This window comes from Flavobacteriales bacterium (genome assembly GCA_025210805.1).
In the GTDB taxonomy this organism is placed as follows: domain Bacteria; phylum Bacteroidota; class Bacteroidia; order Flavobacteriales; family CAJXXR01; genus JAOAQX01.
Genome location: JAOAQX010000003.1, coordinates 117,764 through 138,016, shown reverse-complemented (window position 1 = coordinate 138,016; position 20,253 = coordinate 117,764). Strand labels below are relative to the sequence as shown.

Annotated in this window: 12 protein-coding genes; 5 read left to right on the top strand and 7 right to left on the bottom strand. The window is 35.1% G+C overall.

What is annotated here, in order from left to right; genetic code table 11:
• The first annotated feature begins 11 nt into the window (after positions 1 to 11).
• Positions 12 to 977 carry an arsenosugar biosynthesis arsenite methyltransferase ArsM gene (arsM, locus tag N4A45_01200; protein ID MCT4663832.1) on the top strand — a complete coding sequence of 322 codons (966 nt, stop codon included), beginning with the start codon at positions 12 to 14 and terminating at the stop codon, positions 975 to 977.
• Between the two features lie 63 nt (positions 978 to 1,040).
• Here the strand turns inward: arsM and N4A45_01195 are convergent, their stop codons facing one another.
• The 7 genes from N4A45_01195 to gpmI form a co-directional block, all read right to left on the bottom strand.
• On the bottom strand, positions 1,041 to 2,786 hold the full coding sequence (locus tag N4A45_01195) for a sensor histidine kinase (GenBank protein MCT4663831.1): 1,746 nt from the start codon (positions 2,784 to 2,786) through the stop codon (positions 1,041 to 1,043).
• Between the two features lie 3 nt (positions 2,787 to 2,789).
• The gene (locus tag N4A45_01190; GenBank protein MCT4663830.1) at positions 2,790 to 3,482 is read right to left on the bottom strand and encodes a response regulator; all 693 of its coding nucleotides are present in this window, start codon (positions 3,480 to 3,482) and stop codon (positions 2,790 to 2,792) included.
• 240 nt (positions 3,483 to 3,722) lie between these two features.
• On the bottom strand, positions 3,723 to 4,883 hold the full coding sequence (locus N4A45_01185) for a PLP-dependent aspartate aminotransferase family protein (protein ID MCT4663829.1): 1,161 nt from the start codon (positions 4,881 to 4,883) through the stop codon (positions 3,723 to 3,725).
• A 7-nt stretch (positions 4,884 to 4,890) separates the two neighbouring features.
• Positions 4,891 to 5,862 carry a pyridoxal-phosphate dependent enzyme gene (locus tag N4A45_01180; protein MCT4663828.1) on the bottom strand — a complete coding sequence of 324 codons (972 nt, stop codon included), beginning with the start codon at positions 5,860 to 5,862 and terminating at the stop codon, positions 4,891 to 4,893.
• Positions 5,863 to 6,037: 175 nt separating this feature from the next.
• A complete protein-coding gene (nhaD, locus tag N4A45_01175; GenBank protein MCT4663827.1) occupies positions 6,038 to 7,390 on the bottom strand; it encodes a sodium:proton antiporter NhaD in 1,353 nt (450 codons plus the stop codon).
• Positions 7,390 to 8,616, bottom strand: a complete 1,227-nt coding sequence (locus N4A45_01170) for an amino acid dehydrogenase (protein MCT4663826.1) — start codon at positions 8,614 to 8,616, stop codon at positions 7,390 to 7,392. The genes nhaD and N4A45_01170 overlap by 1 nt, the downstream gene beginning before the upstream one ends.
• Before the next feature lie 354 nt (positions 8,617 to 8,970).
• On the bottom strand, positions 8,971 to 10,485 hold the full coding sequence (gpmI, locus tag N4A45_01165; protein ID MCT4663825.1) for a 2,3-bisphosphoglycerate-independent phosphoglycerate mutase: 1,515 nt from the start codon (positions 10,483 to 10,485) through the stop codon (positions 8,971 to 8,973).
• Positions 10,486 to 10,622: 137 nt separating this feature from the next.
• On the opposite strand from gpmI, the gene N4A45_01160 reads away from it, so the two are divergent.
• From N4A45_01160 to truA, 4 genes are all read left to right on the top strand, one after another.
• Positions 10,623 to 17,366: a T9SS type A sorting domain-containing protein gene (locus N4A45_01160; protein MCT4663824.1), complete on the top strand. Its 6,744-nt coding sequence runs from the start codon at positions 10,623 to 10,625 to the stop codon at positions 17,364 to 17,366.
• A gap of 125 nt (positions 17,367 to 17,491) precedes the next feature.
• Positions 17,492 to 18,175 (top strand): ATP-dependent Clp endopeptidase proteolytic subunit ClpP, encoded by a 684-nt coding sequence (clpP, locus tag N4A45_01155; protein ID MCT4663823.1) that lies wholly within the window; start codon positions 17,492 to 17,494, stop codon positions 18,173 to 18,175.
• Positions 18,176 to 18,178: 3 nt separating this feature from the next.
• Positions 18,179 to 19,405, top strand: coding sequence for an ATP-dependent Clp protease ATP-binding subunit ClpX (gene clpX, locus N4A45_01150; GenBank protein ID MCT4663822.1), 1,227 nt, complete (start codon positions 18,179 to 18,181; stop codon positions 19,403 to 19,405).
• A gap of 93 nt (positions 19,406 to 19,498) precedes the next feature.
• On the top strand, positions 19,499 to 20,251 hold the full coding sequence (gene truA / locus N4A45_01145) for a tRNA pseudouridine(38-40) synthase TruA (GenBank protein ID MCT4663821.1): 753 nt from the start codon (positions 19,499 to 19,501) through the stop codon (positions 20,249 to 20,251).
• Positions 20,252 to 20,253 lie beyond the last annotated feature (2 nt).

Sequence of the window (20,253 nt, the reverse complement as noted above, 5' to 3'; positions counted from 1 at the left end):
AACACCAAGATATGAGTTATTTAAAAGCCACCAACGATTTATATAAAGCAGCAGCAGAAACCCCAGATGTAGGTCTTTGTTGTACCACAAATCCAGTTTGGAGTTTTCCAGAGTTGGAAATTCCAAAAATCATGTTAGAAATGAATTATGGATGTGGTTCTACGGTAAACCCAAGAGATTTAGTGAATACTCCAAATGTCCTTTATGTAGGAGTAGGAGGAGGAATGGAATTACTTCAGTTTTCCTACTTTTCACGTAAAAAAGGGGGCGTTATAGGAGTAGATGTCGTTGACGAAATGCTTGAGGCTTCAGCCAAAAATTTTGAGGAAGCTGAAAAGAGTAATACTTGGTTCAACAAAGAATTTGTTGAACTGAAAAAAGGAGATGCGCTCAACCTCCCTATAGAAGATAATACAATAGATGTAGCCGCTCAAAATTGCCTATTTAATATCTTTAAAGAAGAAGATCTTACAAAAGCCTTAAAAGAAATGTATCGTGTGCTTAAACCAAATGGTCGATTAGTGATGTCTGATCCTATTTGTGAGCAAGAAATGAATGAAACCCTTAGAAGTGATGACCGACTAAGAGCAGAATGTTTGAGCGGTTCAATTCCTTTAAAAGATTATATCAAGGCGATGACAGACGTAGGGTTTGGGACGATAGAAATAAGAGCCAAAAGAGCTTACCGAGTACTGAGTCCAAACCATTACCCTACAGATGAACTTATTTATATAGAAAGTGTAGAGGTTTGTGCAATAAAAGATCCGATGCCTGCTGATGGTCCTTGTGTATTTACGGGAAAAACAGCTATTTACCATGGAGAAAAAGAATTTTTTGACGATAATGCAGGTCATATTCTGCTAAGAAATCAACCAACTGCTATATGTGATAAAACAGCTGGCGCACTAGCAAAGCTTGATGAAGAAATTTACATTAGCGAATCCACTTTTCATTATGACGGTGGAGGTTGTTGTTAAGATATTTTTGGGTGTATTTTTAATAAGAGCCACTTTTAGACCTTATGGTTTAGGAGTGGCTTTTTACCATTCAGAATGTACTTTTTCCCTAAAGCTAAATTCAAAATGAGCACCATTATTATTGTAAGATTTTGAACTCCCCATAAGCTGTTTAACCATTGTATCTATAACATATAATCCAAAATTTTCTTGATGCTTTTCTGTTAATATACCTGTGCCATTGTCATGGTAATGAATCGAAAAACTTTCATCTTTTTTTTGAGAAATCGAAATGTTGATTTGTAGAAATTCCTCTTGACTATGAGCATATTTGAGGGAGTTTGTGATGAGCTCATTGAGAATTAATCCAATTGGGACTAAAGTTGATAAATTAAGACTGATTTTGTTTCCATATATTTCCCAACTCAGCTTTTGATCATGAGAAAAAGATTGATCAAAGTAATGTACCATTCTTTCAACATATTCTTGAAAAGGAATCTGATCTTCTAGCTCCATTTCATACATCAGCTGATGAATATTTCCGATACTTTGAATTCTATTAATCATATTCTCAAATTGCTTTTTGTTTTCCAAAGTCATCAAGCTGTTGATTAGTTGTAAGTTGTTCTTTACCCGGTGGTTGAGCTCCTTTTTTAGAGTTTGTTCGTGAGTTAAAGCTGCATGAAGTTCTTTGTTTATACTTTTAATAGTTTCCTGTTTTGTTGTAAGTCTTTTATTAAAAATACGTGTTTTGAAATAGAGAGATAGAATAATGATAAATAAAACAAAAAGAGATAGGAAATAAATAATAGAAGTGTGATATTTTGATTTTTGATCATCTATTTTAATTTTTTGCTCATTGATAATCAATTGTTTTTTTTCGTCTTCATACTTTTTGGTGATTTTTTCTAATTTAATTTTTTGCTCATTAAATACCTTTGATAAATAGTGTTTTTGAAAGATTTCTGAATAGTAAAGAGCTTTTTGATAATCGCCATTCTTTTTGTAGAATCGTGAAAAAACTAAATAAAATGAACTATAATCTTCTTTGAGGACATCCGTATTCATCAAAGATTCTGCTAGTTGTTGATGCTCAATAAATTTTTGCGTAGAAATTTGTGGTTGTTTGCTGAGGTTTAATAAAATCATCAAACGCATATAGATATTACCTTGTGTATTCGCAAGCTCAAATGCTTTTTCTAAATGTTCTATTCGGTTTGAGTCATATAGAAATGCATGAAGCATATAAGTAGTTGCCAAATTAATGGTGTCACTATTCTCTTTTCCATAGTATTCAGCACTGTCTAAACTTTGTTTGGCAAAATCTATTTGACTAGAAACTCTAAAGGCTGATGTTTCTCTGACGTAAAAATAGGATTTTAAATCTTGATAATTCTTGTCAAAAATAATTTCTGAAGCATTTTTTAAATGCAAAAAACAGGTCTTATAATCCCCATTTTTTTCATAAACTAAAGAGGTTAGGATAGAGGCGTTTGCAAAATACCAGTAAGCTTTTTGAGCTTTCATTTGCTCCAAAAGTGGAAGGAGAATCTTTAAGGCTTTATCATCTTTATTTGCAAGCTCCATAAGGTGAGCTTTTTCTGTTTGGATAAAAAAATGAAATTCGGCAGTTTTTTGATTATCTGATTCATAAATTTCTTTTGCTTGCTCTAAAATGATCCAAGCAGAATCTGTAAGATGTTGATTTCGGAGAAAATATGCCTCATGACATTTCTTCTCAAGTAATAAATTATTGCGTGGGATTCTTATCTGACCCAAACTTGGCAAGATATTTAATAAGCATATTGAAAACCATATAACAATTTTCATCTATTATTCTTTAAGTACTTGTAGAATAGCTTGTTTTTGGCTTCTGCTAATCGGAATTCTTGTTTTATTAATGATTAGATCACTTTTATCTATAAATTCTATCTTTTCAATATTTACAATATAACTACGATGCGGAGAGATAAATCCACTTCCAGAGAGGTTAATCAACATATTTTTGATGGTGTTTCTTGTAACAAGTGGTTTATCAATATTCTCTAAATAAACTTTGAGATAGACATGATCAGACTTTATCAAAACGATTTCATTTTTATCAATATAATGTGAGATTTTACCATCGTTGATCACTATTTTACTGTTTTGTTCATTGGGTAAAAAAGTTGCCATTTCCAAAGTAGCAAAAAGGCTTTCCTTTTGAATAGGTTTTGATAAATATGCTTTCGGAGCTGTTTCTTTTGCTTTCTCTAAAAACTCTCTGTCTGTGTGAGAAGTCAGATAAATAAACGGAATATGGATATGTTTATTGATGTAATTGGCAATTTCAAAACCAGATTTTGTACCATATAATACAATGTCAAGGAGTACAATATCTACAAGTTGATTCTTTAGAATTTTGATAGCAGTTTCATAGGAAATGGCAATATCCACCACTTCATAGCCCTTTTGTGTAAGATATTGTTTGATATCTTCTGCTATAAGCAATTCATCTTCAATAATTAAAACCTTTTTTCTTGACATTTTGTAATTTATAGTACACTATTATAGTTGTGAAAATTACAATTTTTTATAAAAATATCTATGTATAGAATAAGAATTCAAGTGATTGAGTTTAGATAGGCAGGCAGAGGGAAGAATTATAAGGAAGGTATTTGAATCACCTAGATTCATTCCACAAGTGGGTGAATCTAGATGATTAAAAAAAGGAGGTTTTGAATAAAAAAATAAGCGTTCTATTTTTTTACTTTAGGTATATTTTAATTATATGACCTTTAGGCTATTCTCTAAATCTTCTAAAAGATCTTCTAGGTTTTCCACACCTACAGAAATCCTAACAAGAGAATCAGAGATTCCCAGTTTTGCACGATCTTCTGCTGGTACAGAAGCGTGAGTCATAATAGCTGGGTGTTCTACAAGAGATTCTACACCACCAAGGCTTTCGGCCAAAACAAAATGATGCAGTTTTTCTAAGAATTTATTTGTTCCTTCTAAATCCGTATCTAAATCAACAGAGATCATTCCCCCAAAACCTTTCATTTGCTTTTTTGCTAAAGCGTATTGTGGATGAGAAGGAAGCCCTGGATAAATACATTTTTTTACTTTAGGATGATTTTCCAAAAACTCAGCAATCGCCATAGCATTCTTTTGGTGTTGTTCCATTCTCATTCCTAAAGTCTTAATTCCTCTTGCAACCATATAACTATCAAATGGTGCCATGATAGCTCCTACAGAGTTTTGCATAAACTGGACTTGTTCGTACAGTTTTGAGTCATTCATCATGAGTGCACCACCTATGGAATCACTATGTCCGTTGATATATTTTGATGTAGAATGCATTACAACATCTGCTCCCAGTTCCAATGGTGATTGAAAATAAGGACTCATGAATGTATTATCTACAGCTAGAATAACTCCGTGTTCTTTGGCAATTTTAGCAATAGCTTCTATATCACTAATTTTAAGCATCGGATTTGTTGGAGTTTCTAGCCAAATAAGTTTGGTGTTTTCTTGAATGACGTTTTTAACATTTTCTGCCACGGTCATGTCAACAAAATCAAAAGAAACTTGATATTTTTCTGCAAATACTTTTCTGAATAATCTTTGAGTTCCCCCATAAACATCATCCATACAAACCACGTGGTCACCTGATTTTACTAGAGCAAAAAGAAGTGTGCTTTCTGAAGCTAAACCAGAAGCAAAGGCAAGACCATATTGTGCATTTTCAATAGCTGCAAGTTTATCCTCAAGAGTTTTTCTTGTAGGGTTTAAAGATCTTGAGTATTCGTATCCATTCGTTGGGATTTCTACTTTTTCTCTTGCAAAAGTAGTTGCTAAATGAATAGGAGAGACAGCATCTCCACTTCCTCCAGGGAGTGTGTTAGGTTTCTCTCCTGTATGTATTGCGGTTGTTCTAAATTTCATCTTTCTGTTAGTTCATTAGTTTGTTTTCCTTCATCCAATTGTCGTTATACACCGTAGAAAGATAACTACGTCCTGAGTCTGGTAAAAAGACCACCATCACATCATCTTCTGTTAAATTCTTAGCGTATTCTAAAGCGGCTACTACTGCTGCACCTGCTGATGATCCACCAAGAAGTGCTTCAGATTGTGTGAGCTTTCTGGTCATTTCATAAGCATCTTTATCCGTAACAGTAAGTACTTCATCTATTGCCGATAAATCCATGGTTTCGGGCATGAAATCTTCTCCAATACCTTCAATAAGATAGGAATGAACTACTTCTTCAGTACCATAGAAACGTCCAGAGTAAAGAGATCCTTCTGTATCTGCTCCAATTATTTTGATATTGGGGTTCTTTTCTTTAAGATATTTGGCAGTTCCTGAAATTGTTCCTCCAGTTCCCATTCCTGCAACAAAATGAGTGATTTTACCTTCAGTATCTTCCCATATTTCTGGTCCCGTACTCACATAGTGTGCTTTTGGATTGTTTTGGTTAAAATACTGATTTGGAGAAAATGCACCTTCTATTTCTGTAACTTTTTGTTTGGCTACGGAATAGTAAGATTTTGGATCTTCTGGCTCAACAGCTGTTGGGCATCTAAGTACTTTTGCTCCATAGGCTTCAAGAAGTCTTTGTTTTTCCATACTCATTTTATCGGGCATGGTAAAAATAGCTTGATATCCTCTTAGTTTACAAACCATTGCTAATCCTACTCCTGTATTTCCTGAAGTAGGTTCTACTACTGTGCCTCCAGGTTTTAGAAGTCCGTCTTTTTCGGCTTGGTCTAGCATGGAAACAGCTATCCTGTCTTTACTACTTCCTCCTGGATTTAGATATTCTAGTTTAGCAAGTATTAGGGGTTTAAGGTCTTTGGCAACATCGTTGAGCTTTACCATAGGGGTATTACCAATCAGCCCCAAGATATTATTAGCGTATTTCATGTTTGTTTTTTCTAAAATTTATAAACTGATGCAAGATAAGGATTATCACGTAGTATTCTACTATTTGGGAGATGGTATTTGGTCGTTTATTTGTTAAATTCTAAAGCTTTAAACAATAGAAACCCCATTTCAAATAAATGAAATGGGGTTTAATAATATCGAAAAGCTCAGTAAACTAGCCTACAAATCCTCTAAGGAGCATAAAAGAAATAGATCCTATAGCAAAACCAATAAAGGCAAGCCAAGAAATTTTCTTTAAATACCAGAAGAAGTCAATTTTTAACATTCCCATAGCAACAACTCCAGCGGCAGAACCGATAATAAGCATCGAACCACCTGTACCCGCTGCAAAGGCAACAAAATGCCAAAGCTGATCATCAGTACCTTCTGTAAACATTCCCATAGAAGCTGCCACAAGTGGTACATTATCCACAATGGCTGATCCAACTCCTAGGAGCATTACAACAATATCTGTGTTTGGAATAACTTCTCTCATAGACTCAGCACCAATAAAGAGTAATCCTAGAGATTCTAAAGCAGCAACTGCCATCAAAATTCCAAAGAAGAAAAGTATAGAAGGCATTTCTATTTTAGAAAGCGAGTGGTGTACTGGGCTGTGGTGAGTATGATCAGATACTACATCTCCGATGCTAAATTTAGCACGACTATAAATCTCAGCAAAAATACAAACTACAGAAAGTGAAAGCATCATTCCTACATAAGGAGGAAGGTGAGTAAGTACTTTAAAAATTGGTACAAAAATGATTCCTGCTAAACCAAGGTAAAGCATTGTTGGCCCAAATTTACTAGCTGGTTTATCAGATTCTGGAATCGGTTCTATTTCTCCCTGAAATGCAGGAAGGAAAGAAGCAATAAAAGTAGGGATAATCATGGTAAGCAATGATGGAAGAAGTAGATAAGAAAGAAGTTTTCCTGTAGTTACTTTATCTCCAATCCAAAGCATGGTTGTGGTAACATCTCCAATTGGAGACCAAGCTCCACCGGCATTAGCTGCAACAATTATCATCCCTCCAAACCATAGTTTGGTATTTGTATCCTTGATGATTTTTTGTAGGATAGAAATCAATACAATAGTTGCGGTAAGATTATCAATAATTGCCGAAAGGATAAATGCTAAGAAAGCGAAAATCCAAAGCAATTTTTTCTTACTACGAGTTTGGATATAATTTTTAAAGGTTGCAAAACCATCGTAATAATCGATAATTTCGACAATAGTCATGGCTCCCATCAAGAAAAATAGAATTTCGGCCGTTTTCCCTAAGTGGTGAAGAAGGGTTTCTTCCATTAGGTGCATTTTGTCGGCGTGTTCCATCATCCCAAAATTTTCCATTAAGGCATGTTTTCCCGAGTCAAACCATTGGGCAAAACTATCAATTCCAAAAGCTACAGCAGCCCAAGCTAGAGCCATCATGGCTAAAGCTGGAATGAGCTTGTCTATTTTTAAGTTATGTTCTAGTGTAATAGCTAGATATCCTATTACAAAGATTAAAATAATCAGCGTTTCCATTATACTAATTTATTAAGTGCAATCTCAAAAGCTACTTTAGAGAGATTGAGTTTAGATTCATTTTTATCGTGAGCAATTTCTAATGCTTTTCTAATTCTAGATGAAGTATCTTCAAAGATATTATTATCTGATAATTCTATCCCATGCTGCATTAAATAAGCAAATACTCTAGCCATTCCACAATTAGCAATAAAGTCTGGAATTACTGAAACAAGAGCATCGGTATATTCTCCTGTGGGTCCAAAGAAAATATCTTCATCAGCAAAAGGAACATTGGCTCCACATGAGATGACTTCTAATCCGTTTTCTTTCATTAAGTCAACTTGAGACTTCTTTACCAATCTTGAGGCAGCGGCAGGAACAAAAATTTCTGCTCCAACAGTCCATATTTTTTCATTGATTTCGTCAAATGAAAGCATATTTTCAGCAACTAAATAGTTTCCTTCTTTTTTTAGGAAAAGATTTTCTATTTCTTCAAGGCTAAATCCATCGGCGTTAAGCAAACCACCAACACGGTCGATAATTCCCACAACTTTAGCTCCAGCTTTAGCTTGGTAATAAGCGGCAGCTGCACCTACATTTCCCCATCCTTGAATGATGACTCTTTTTCCTTCCAGAGTTCCTCCATAAATATCATAGAAATGTCTTACGGCTTCAGAAACACCATATCCAGTAATCATATCGGCTACTGTGTATTTTCCGTTAATTTCTGGTGTAAGTTCAGGATTTGTAACTGGATAAAGAACTCCTTCTTGAAGTTGTTTGATAATGACCTTCTTTGCTTCATCTGTTGGAGCAAAATGTCCATTAAAAACGCCTTCTTGTGGATGATCTATTCCAAGTTCGCTACAAATAGGGATTACTTCATGGATCTCATCCACATTGAGATCTCCACCTGTACCATAGTAGTTTTTAAGGAGTGGTTTAACGGCTTTATACCATCTTTTTAGAACACCTTCTTTACGAGGATCTGCAGGATCAAAATCGATTCCCGATTTTGCACCACCTATATCTGGACCTGCAACGGTAAATTTTACTTCCATTGTTTTGGCAAGAGAAACGACCTCGTGTTTGTTAAGTCCTTTTCTCATTCTCGTTCCCCCTCCGGCAGCTCCACCTCTAAGTGAGTTGATTACTACCCAACCTTTTGCTTCTGTTTCAGAATCATGCCACTCAAAGACAATCTCTGGTGCTTTGGTTTCGTAAAACTTTAGTGTCTCTTTCATTGATGTATTTTTAGCAAAGCTTTTTAAACTTCACAAATGTAAAAAATGCAGTTGGAAAAATCCATTTTGGAAAGGATTATTTAAAGTAAAAATGAGAATTAAAGTGAATCAATGGTAGAAAAGTGAAAAAGTTATGTGTAAACCCCATTTTTGAATTGTCAGTATCAAATTTTCGGGAGGGATAGGAAAATATGATATATGATTTTACTATATTTCTTTATACCTTAAACATTTGATATTTAGTGATAAATTAGTTTTAATGGTGAAGATTTAATGTGTTATTTTTGGAAGTAAAAACCCTTGAGATATTAAATAAATCAAGGGTTTTTAACTGGTAGAATTATAAAATCGGATCTAAAACAAAGGAACTCCATCCATTTCTGAAGGTTGTTCGATTCCCATAATCTTCAGAATTGTGGGTGCAATATCTGCCAATTTTCCATTATTAATACTCTTTTGCTCACTGTTTGCTAAAATTACAGGAACTGGGTTTGTGGTATGTGCGGTATGCTTGCTACCGTCTTCATTAATCATAAACTCCGCATTTCCGTGATCGGCAATTACGATTATTTGATAATCTTGAGCAATTAACTCTGGAACCAACTCGGATAGGCAAGAATCTACCGTTTCCACTGCTTTTTGTACGGCTTCATAAACACCTGTGTGTCCCACCATATCTGGGTTGGCGAAATTCAAACAAATAAAATCCGATGCCTCTTCTGATTGGATATGTTGGATGGTTGCATCTTTTATTTCTTGAGCGCCCATTTCTGGTTGCAAGTCATAGGTGGCTACTTTTGGGGAGTTTATTAAAATCCTTTTTTCTCCATCAAACTCCTGTTCTCTTCCTCCACTAAAAAAGAAAGTCACATGTGGGTATTTCTCCGTTTCGGCAATTCTTAATTGTGTTTTACCGTTGTTGGAAATTACTTCACCAAGCGTATTGTTGAGGTTGTTCTTTTTGAAGATCACATTTACATTTTCAAATTTTTCATCATAATTAGTCATGGTGAAATACTCAATATTCAGCTTACGCATATTGTATTCAGGAAGGTCTTTTTGACTCAATGCAATAGAAATTTCTCTACATCGATCCGTTCTATAATTAAAGCATAAAACAATATCTCCTTCTTTTATACGGGAGTCTTTTTCGCTTTTTATTATAGATGGTAAAATAAATTCATCTGTTATATTATTTTGATAAGAGTGTGTAAAGACTTCTTCGGCGGAATCAAAAACGGCTCCATCTTGGTGAACTAATAAATCATAAGCTTTTTTAATTCTTTCCCAGCGGTTGTCTCTGTCCATCGCATAGTATCTTCCTATTATTGAAGATAAATTACAGCTAGGCTTATCTTCTATATATTCTATTAGAGAACGAATATAGTCTTTTCCTCCGTTTGGATCGGTGTCTCGTCCGTCTGTAAAGGCATGAAGGAAGATTTCGGTTGAATTTTCATCTAAAATATTAATCAAAGCTTTTAGATGGTTGATATGAGAATGAATTCCTCCATCAGAAACTAATCCCATCAAGTGAATTCTTTTGTTGGGAGCATTTTTAGCGAGTTTTTTGAGTTGAAGTAAGGTTTCGTTTTCTGCTATTGCTCCAGAGCTAATACTATTATTAATTTTTACCAATTCTTGAAAAACCACTCTACCCGATCCGATATTTAAATGTCCAACTTCTGAGTTTCCCATTTGTCCATCGGGTAAGCCTACAAAATTTCCATCGGTTCTTAAAGTAGCATCTGGGTATTGAGAAATCATTTTTTTAAAGAAAGGCGTATTGGAGTGGTAAACGGCATCAGACTGTTTCTGATTCCCAATTCCCCACCCATCTAGGATTAACAAAGCACATTTTGAAGACATAACTATTTTATTTTTTAGCAAAATTAATAAAACTTTATGGGCTAATTTTAGGAGAAAATAAATTAACAAAATGTAACTATTTCATTAAAAATGTTTATATTTGGGATTGATACCTAAACTCTTAAATCTAAAAACTTATGATTAAAAAACTAAGAATGTTAGCTGCATTCGCAACGGTTTTCGCTGTAAATCAAGGGTTTTCGCAGTCATTGACTTGTACAGAAACTGCTACGCAGTCAGGTCAAGATGCTTCGAATTATATTACCTCGGTTTATAGCCCTTCTTGTGCGGATACAGCAACCAATGGATGGATAACAGAAGTTGAAGTCCAATCAGTGATAACCTATGGCTCAGGATCAAGTGTTTATTGCCCTAGCTGGTATAATTTTGACATCATCGTAAATGGTCAAACCATTTTAGATGGAACCTGTGATCAAAGTGTGATGCTTTCAGATCATGGGATTGATTTGAATAATATTGATAGTATTCAAGTTAAAATCCATAACACAGACCCTGTTTCTGATGCTACAGTAACTAACTTAACAGTTGATTATACGTATATTCAAACAACTTGTCCGCCACCAAATGAATTGGATGCAACGACAATTGGTACAACAACTGCAACCATTGATTTCAATGAAAATGGAACCGCTCTTTTGTGGGAATATGAATTAGTTAATGTTGAAGCTGGAGATACAGCTACTGGAACACCAACAAATACCATTATCGGAAATTCAGAAGTGAGTTTAACTTCACTAACACCAGATAATGACTATGCAATTTACGTTAGAGCAATGTGTTCTCCAGATTCTAGTATGTGGGCTGGGCCGTTGAATTTCACAACAGATCCTACATGTTTGCCAGTATCGAATGTAACAATTCAAAATATCACCGATGTTTCTGCGGTTGCTGAATGGATTTCAGCCGAAGATGCATGGGAGATTGAATTGATTAATACTTCAGCTAGTGGAACCTTTACAGGAAACCCAACAGTTACGAGTATTACAGATTCAACATACACATTTACCTCTCTTTTACCAGAAACAGATTACTCTTTTAAAGTAAGAGCAAATTGTGGAGTAGTAGATGGTAATGGAGCGTGGTCTGCTGCAGTTTCGTTTACAACAGATCCTTCATGTCTTCCACCTTCAGGATTAACGGATACTTTGTTAACAGCTAGTGGAATTACACTTTCTTGGACAGCCAATGATGGTGAAACAGAATGGGGAATCGAATTAGTGAATCTTGATAATGGAGAGACTCAAGAATTTGAAGATGACTATATCGCAACTACAAACCCAACAATTACCCTTACAGGATTAGCTGCATCTACAGATTATGCAGTTTATGTTAATGCACAATGTTCGGGAACTGATTCAAGTACATGGATTGGGCCATTGAACTTCCAAACGCTTTGTGTTCCTTTCTCAATGCCTTATGTAGATTCAATTGATAATTTCGCTCCAGACTGTTTTGAAATTGGACCAATGGTTTCTGGAGATCAGTGGAATCACTATACTTCTAATGGAAAGTCTATGAGAGCTCCTACGCGTTATATGACTTCTACACAAACGCCAATTTGGTTTACAACTGCCGAAGTAAATTACTCAACAGGTGGTTACCTTCATTTTGATGTAGCAAATACTAAGTATTCTGGTACAGCAAACACTTCTTTAAAAATAGAGTATTCTACAAATGGTGGTTCAACATGGACAAACCTTTGGTTACAAGAAAATGAAGATTTATCTACATCTACTTCTAGTTCTTTTACCAATGCGGTAAACCCTCATGTTTGGGAAGAAAAATTAGTTTTGTTACCTACTACATTAGTTGGGCAAACTTTGAAATTTAGATTTACTGCAGGAAAAACTTCTGGAGGAACATATACTGGAGCAAACATGTTTGTTGATAATATTGGAGTACGCTCTTTCTCAACTTGTGAGCCAGCATTCAGCTTAACTTTTGACTCAGCAACGCTTACCACAGCTAACTTTAGCTTTATTGATGTTGCAGATCAATCACAATCGTTCTACTATGAAGCTATTTCAGCAGATTTAACAGATACTGTTACAGGTACTGCAACAGCATCACCTTTTACAGTTACAGGATTAATGTCAAGTACTTCTTATAATATGTCTTTGACAACGTACTGTACTTCAGATACCGTAAATGGACCATCAGTTAGCTTTAATACAGATTGTGGTATTTTCACCTCATTCACAGAGAACTTCGATAATGCAAATGGTGCAGACATGCCAAATTGTTGGGGATCTATATTAGCAAATGTTCCTGCTTCGTCAAATGCATCTATTAAGATTACTCAATATTCTGCAAAATCTGGTTCATATAAAATGGATTTCGATCACGGATCTCAATCAAGTAGTTTGATTCCTGATATGATTCTTTATTCTCCAGAGCTTGACTCACTTTCAGATAAGTGGATGACTTTCTGGTTGAGAGGTAGTTATAACTCAAGTTCACATGTTAGAAAAATTGAAGTAGGATATATTACAGATATTACGGATGAGGATTCATTTGTAGAACTTGAAACGATTACAGTAACAGGTTCATCATATACAAAATATGATTTTAAACCATCTGATTATCCAAACTTCCAAGGAACAAGAATCGCTTTCCGTTATGACTGGAATTCATCTTATGGTGTTGATGTATATATGGATGATGTAATTTGGGAAATTGCTCCTACATGTTATCCACCAACGAATGTAGTTGTAGATAGTGCTAATGCAAATACTGTTTTTGGATCATTTACTCCTGCTGATACTGCCGATACGGAGTGGTTTGCAGAAATTGTAAACTTAACAGCTGGTCAATCAGTAACTGGTGTTGCTACAGATACGATTACTTCAACAAACTTTGCCATTTCAGGACTGAATCCAAACTCACAATATGAAATTTATTTCTTAACAAATTGTGGTATCGTTCAATCTGATTGGATGCTGAATGGTGTTGATTTTACTACCGCATGTACTGCTCAAGATTCTTTAGACGAAGGATTTGAAAATGGAGCACCTTGTTGGTCATTTATTGCAAATGCTCCATCAGGTTTCGTTACCAGTGCGATCTATAATGGATATGCTCAATCAAGTTCTAAGTCGGTTCGTTTATACCACAGTAGTTCTGCTAATAATGAAGAAGTTCTTGCAATAACACCTGAACTGTCTAATATGAATAGTGGTGATAGAAAGCTAGTATTCAACTATAGAAGAGCTTATGGACCAGTTGGAACTCTTCAATTGGGAACGATGACAGATAATACTGACCCTGCTACATTTACAGAGTTAGCAACTTATCCATCAACTTCTACATCTTACCAAGAAGTTGAGTATGGTTTTGCTAATTATACAGGAACAGATAAGTATATTGCATTTAGATTAAAAGAAAACGGAACTTATAACTATATTCATATAGATAATGTTTCATGGGAAGAAATGGATAGCTGTGCTACACCAGTGAATCTTAATGTAACAAACTTAACAGATGTTTCAGCAACCTTGAATGCATCTTCACTTTCATTAAACTCTCAATTTGACTTTGAGTGGATCAATATTACTGCAGGTGATACATTTACTTATACGCCAGATACTACAGTACTGACAGGTGCAACGGTTGATATTACAGGATTACTACCAAGTACGACTTATGAGTTTATCGTAAGAAATACTTGTGATTCTACTTGGACATTTGCTGAGACTTTTACTACACCTGCATCTTATGATGTTGTATTAGATGGAGTGATTAGTCCTGATGATAACGGATGTATGTTAACAGCTTCTGAAGAAGTTATTATTGGAATTTCGAATAATGGTGGTCAACCAGCATTTGGTTTCGATGTGTACTATAGCTGGGATGATACAACATATATGCTAGATAGTACGTACCCAGATACCATTGCTTCTGGTCAATCAGCTATTTATACATTAACTAACACTTTCGACTTTAGTTCGGCACAAGATTCAACAATCTACATTAAGCTTGTTCAAACGAATGACGCTGATACAAATAACAATGTGGATAATCAAGATATCACGAATCAAGGTAATGCACTAGTTCAAATTGTAATTAACACAGGAAACTACGCGGGTGAATATTGGTGGAATATTATCGATACGGCTGCTGGAAATACAGTGTTTAATGTAGCTCAACCAAATGGTTATAGTAACTATACAGATGGATACACTTATGATGTTTGTCTTTTCGAAGGAGTAGTATATAGCTTTGAGGCTTGGGATGATTATGGTGATGGATGGAACTCTGGTACTTATGAAGTTTCACAATGTTTTGGAAATATTATCATAAACAATAATGGAGAAAGTCCAGATGATCCTACTGTGGTGCCACCAGGAACAGATCAATTAGAGGCATTAGAGTACTTCTCAATTAACGCTTGTCCTGATAATGATTTAGCAATCATTTCTTTTGATTCAGTATCTTCAGCTTGTGGATTATCAGCATCTGAAATAGGATATGTAAGCTTTAAAAATCATGGAAATGACACAGTAACTTCGGCTTCTGGAGCATCTATCCAGTATAGTGTAAATGGATCTCCAATGACAGATGTTTATACATTTACAACTCCGTTGGCTCCTGGAGCTACTGCTATGGCAGCTTTACCTTCAGTGGATATGTCAACAGCAGGAAATTACACTTATAGTTTCCAAGTATTATTCCCAGCTGATTCTAGTGCTCAAAATAATACTTTAACTGCAACAGTGGTAAGTATTCCTCAAGACACTGCATCAAATAATAATTTTGATGTAACTCAAGAAGGTTGGACATCTGGAATTATCCAAGGGATTACAAACTCATGGGAGTGGGGTGTTCCAACTACGGCGAATATGGCTCAAGGTACTCAAGGAAAAGCTTGGGTAACTAAATTGGATACCAATGCAGCATTAAATGAAGATTCATATTTATTGTCTCCATGTTATGATTTCTCTGGATATACAGCAGATGTTGAAATCTCAATGGATTATATCATGACAACACCAGTATCAGGGTTTAGCTCTCACTATGCAAGACTTCAATATACCACTGATGATAATAGTTGGACAACAGTAGATATGCAACCAAATAATTTCTCAAATAACTTTGCGACCTCTAATACTTGGACAGATGCAGGAGCATTAATCACAGGATTAGCAGGTGAGCCTTATGTGAGATTTAGATTCTACTTTAGAACATCTTTCAGTAACCCAATTGAAGGATTTGGAGTTGATAATATAGAGATTAAGGAACATGTTCCTTATACAGATGCTACTTTATCAAATCTTACTTATAATGGTATCACTGTACCTGGATTCCATCCTGATACATTGAATTATACAGTAATGTTACCTTTCGGAACAACAAATATTCCTAATGTATCTGCTGTATATAATGCACCTATTGTAGATGATATTGATGTAGATCAAGCTCCAGCATTACCTGGTGCGGCAACTGTAGAAGTTACTGCAGAAGATACTGCGTTTAGCTTACTATATACGGTGAACTTTGAAGTAACTCCGGGTGATACAAATGCTTATCTATCTGATTTATCTTATGGAGGTAACACAATCGCAGGATTTGATTCTACAATTACTCAGTACACAATTACAGTACCTTATGGTACAACAAACTTTGGTGCCTTCACTGGAACAGCATCGTCTAATTTGTCTAATACACTAATTGGTCAATTGGCTCCGGGAACTACCTTACCAGATACTATTTATGCAAATGTAACTGCGCAGGATCCAAATTATACAATGCAGTATATGGTAATTGTGAATGAAGAAGCACCAAATGCGAATGCGTTCTTATCTGATATTCAAGTGAACGGTAACTCGGTAATTGGATTCGATTCAACAACGTACAACTATACGTACACGGTACCAAATGGAGCTACAGCTACTGTACTTCCTCATTTAGCAAATTCATTGGCGAGTTATACAATGACACCTTCAGGAACGATTACAACGTTCCCAACAACGGTTTCTATTGTGGTTACAGCTCAAGATACGAATGTTACAAACACGTACACAGTAGTTATCAATGAAGTTGCTAGTGATAATGCATTCTTATCAGACTTATTAGTTGATGGAACAACAATCACAGGATTTGATTCTTCGGTTTATACTTACAACTATGATACATTAGCTTATGGAGCATCTATTCCACCAATCACGTGGGTAACTTCAGATCCTGATGTTGATACAGCTTATGTAACAATAGCGAACAATACAGCCACGGTAACCGTACTTGCTGAGAATATGACTACTCAGAAAGAGTATTTCATTAACTTCTTCTTCGAGGATGGAAACACAAATGCACTATTATCTGGTATAACAGGTTCGTTTGGTAGATTAATCGATGCTGGATCGAATAATGTTACGGCAACTTTTGATCCTAATACATTCCTATATGAGTGGTGTATTGATAAAGTTGTAAACATTAACTCTATTCCTACGTTGACTCCTACAGCTCAAGAAGCGACATCTACCATAAACTTCGTTCAGAATTTTGCAGCAATTGGAGATACAGCAATCATCGAGGTAACAGCTCAGGATACAAACTATACGGAAACGTATAAAATCATCCTGAAAGACTGTACTACTGGATTAGAAGATCTTGAAGAAGGTAAGGTAACAGTTTATCCGAACCCTACAAATGGAATTGTAAATATCGATGTAGAATCGTCTATCACAGACTTCGAAATCACAGTTTACAACCCACTAGGGCAAATCGTTAAACAAGACGCTTACCAAGATCAAACTTCTGTAGAATATGATTTAAGTGAAATGACTAACGGTCTTTACCAAGTTGTCCTAAGAGACAAATTGACTAATAAAGTCATGAGAACAAAAATCAATGTTCTTAAATAAGTAATCATAAACTTAAACCAGATTTAAGTAGAGATAAGAGGCTTTCCGAAAGGGAAGCCTCTTTTTGTTTTCTATATCTAAAATTCTATTAGTATCTTCGTTATATCATCAAAAAAGAATAAAATATGTTTCCAAAAAACGAATTTGATAAATATGCTACTAAACACTTAGGAATTAGTAGCCAGACCATGCATGACTACAAATCAGCTATCCAAAGCAGTTATATATCGCCAACAATTATTGAAGAACGTCAAATGAATGTTGCTTCTATGGACGTTTTCTCAAGATTAATGATGGATAGAATCATTTTCTTAGGAACAGGAATTAATGATTATGTAGCCAATATTGTCATGGGACAATTATTGTTTTTAGAATCTGCGGACCCAAATAAAGACATCCAAATCTATGTAAACTCTCCTGGAGGATCAGTTTATGCAGGATTGGGAATTTATGATACCATGCAGTATATTGCCCCTGATGTATCTACTATCTGTACAGGAATGGCAGCGAGTATGGGAGCTGTATTACTCTGTGCAGGGCACGAAGGAAAGAGATTTGCTCTAAAACATTCACGTGTGATGATTCATCAACCACTAGGAGGAGCACAAGGACAAGCATCAGATATTGAAATTACTCACCGTGAAATTCAAAAACTGAAAAAAGAACTCTATGAAATCATCGCTCAACACTCAGGAAAACCTTATGAAAAAGTTTGGGAAGATTCTGATAGAGACTACTGGATGACTTCAAAAGAAGCATTAGATTACGGAATGGTAGATAAAGTACTACTCAGAGAAAACCATAAATAATATATGGCAAAAAAAAATCAATGTTCCTTTTGTGGAGCACACAAGGATGATGTAGATATCCTAGTAACTGGAGCAAGCGGACAAATATGTGAAATGTGTATCGTTCGTTCAAAGGTTTTGTTGGAAAGAAATGGAATTTTACCTTCAGATGGTGATTCTATAATGGATTTGGATGAAACCGAATCCGAAGAAGAAATAAACCTTCTTCAACCCACTGAGATGAAATCTCACCTCGATGAATACGTTATCGGGCAAGATGAAGCCAAAAAACGACTTTGTGTAGCAGTTTATAACCATTATAAAAGATTGCTTACAAAAGGGAAAGATACCTATGATGTAGAGATTGATAAATCGAATATGCTTTTTGTTGGACGTACAGGAACAGGTAAAACCCTTATGGCAAAAACGATTGCTAAAGTTCTCCAAGTTCCTTTCACTATCGTAGATGCTACAGTGTTTACACAAGCAGGATACGTGGGAGAAGACGTAGAAAGTATTTTGAGTAGATTATTACAATCTTGTAATTATGAAGTCAATAAAGCCGAGAAAGGAATTGTATTTATTGATGAGGTAGATAAAATTGCAAGAAAAGGGAATAATCCATCAATTACACGGGATGTATCTGGTGAAGGAGTTCAGCAATCACTTCTTAAAATTATAGAAGGATCTGAAGTAAATGTACCACCAGAAGGAGGAAGAAAACATCCAGACCAGAAATACATCAAAGTAAATACACACGATATCCTATTTATTTGTGGGGGAGCTTTTGATGGAATCGAAGAAATTATCAGATCAAGGATGAAAAAGCAGTCCATTGGTTTTGGTTCACACTCCAACAAACAAATCGAAGGAGAAGAAGTACTACAATATGTGAGTCCTCAAGATGTGAAAAGATTTGGACTGATTCCCGAACTCGTAGGAAGGTTACCTGTAGTAACGTATCTGAAACCACTGAACAAGGAAGCTTTGAAATCAATCCTTACAGAACCCAAAAATTCTGTAATTAAGCAATATCAAGCACTTTTTGCGATGGATGATAAAGAGCTTACTTTTACCGAAGAGGCCTTAGATTTTATTGTAGATAAAGCAGATGAAAATAAACTTGGAGCAAGAGGATTAAGAGGAATCTGTGAAGACATTATGATAGACTTAATGTATGATGCACCCAAGATGAAAAAGAAAAAAATCTTGATTGATAAAGAATATGCAATGAGTAAAATAGATCATTAAAGATTTTCTATTAGAATTTATTATGAGACCTTTGCGATATTCATTAAGATTATTTCAAAGGTCTTTTTTTTAAAAGAAAAACCGACAAAAAAAATGTCAAATACCCAAAGATATTTTATCAGATTCGCATACAATGGAACACGTTATCATGGCTCTCAGGTTCAGCCTGATCAAATAAGTGTGCAGGAGGAAATGGAAAAGTGTTTAAGCCTTTTGTGTAAGGAAAAAATTTCATTGCTTTTCGCAGGAAGAACAGATGCCGGTGTACATGCAAAAGAGATGTGGGCACATTTTGATCTTCAGAATTCCAAAGTGCCCGAAAAATGGGTTTATCGAATGAATCAATTCTTAGGGAAAGATATTGCCGTTTACGAAATAATTATGGCTCGTGCTGATGCACATGCTCGTTTTGACGCAACAGAGAGAAGTTATGAATATCATATTAGCACTCAAAAAAATATTTTCAGTCAAGAAACGAGCTATTTTTTAAAACATAAATTGGATATAGATTTAATGAACAAAGCATGTGAAATTCTTAAAGAATATGAAGATTTTGAAGCTTTTTCTAGAACCCATACCGATGTAAAAACGTTTATCTGCAATATCCAGGAAGCACATTGGAAATTTGAAAACAGCCACTATATTTTTCATATCACCGCCAATAGATTTTTGAGAAATATGGTAAGAGCCATTGTAGGCACCATGTTAGATATTGGTAAAGGAAAAACAAGTTTAGAAACATTTAGAAGTATCATTGAATCAAAAAATAGATCTAATGCAGGTTCTTCTGCTCCCGCAAAAGGTTTATTTTTGACAAAAGTACAATACCCAACAACCATTTTCTGAAA

What these genes read in the sequence shown, in the direction of transcription:
- arsM (MCT4663832.1), top strand. Translation starts at nt 12, where the DNA reads ATGAGTTATTTAAAAGCCACCAACGATTTATATAAAGCAGCAGCAGAA.
- N4A45_01195 (MCT4663831.1), bottom strand. Translation starts at nt 2,786, where the DNA reads ATGAAAATTGTTATATGGTTTTCAATATGCTTATTAAATATCTTGCCA.
- N4A45_01190 (MCT4663830.1), bottom strand. Translation starts at nt 3,482, where the DNA reads ATGTCAAGAAAAAAGGTTTTAATTATTGAAGATGAATTGCTTATAGCA.
- N4A45_01185 (MCT4663829.1), bottom strand. Translation starts at nt 4,883, where the DNA reads ATGAAATTTAGAACAACCGCAATACATACAGGAGAGAAACCTAACACA.
- N4A45_01180 (MCT4663828.1), bottom strand. Translation starts at nt 5,862, where the DNA reads ATGAAATACGCTAATAATATCTTGGGGCTGATTGGTAATACCCCTATG.
- nhaD (MCT4663827.1), bottom strand. Translation starts at nt 7,390, where the DNA reads ATGGAAACGCTGATTATTTTAATCTTTGTAATAGGATATCTAGCTATT.
- N4A45_01170 (MCT4663826.1), bottom strand. Translation starts at nt 8,616, where the DNA reads ATGAAAGAGACACTAAAGTTTTACGAAACCAAAGCACCAGAGATTGTC.
- gpmI (MCT4663825.1), bottom strand. Translation starts at nt 10,485, where the DNA reads ATGTCTTCAAAATGTGCTTTGTTAATCCTAGATGGGTGGGGAATTGGG.
- N4A45_01160 (MCT4663824.1), top strand. Translation starts at nt 10,623, where the DNA reads ATGATTAAAAAACTAAGAATGTTAGCTGCATTCGCAACGGTTTTCGCT.
- clpP (MCT4663823.1), top strand. Translation starts at nt 17,492, where the DNA reads ATGTTTCCAAAAAACGAATTTGATAAATATGCTACTAAACACTTAGGA.
- clpX (MCT4663822.1), top strand. Translation starts at nt 18,179, where the DNA reads ATGGCAAAAAAAAATCAATGTTCCTTTTGTGGAGCACACAAGGATGAT.
- truA (MCT4663821.1), top strand. Translation starts at nt 19,499, where the DNA reads ATGTCAAATACCCAAAGATATTTTATCAGATTCGCATACAATGGAACA.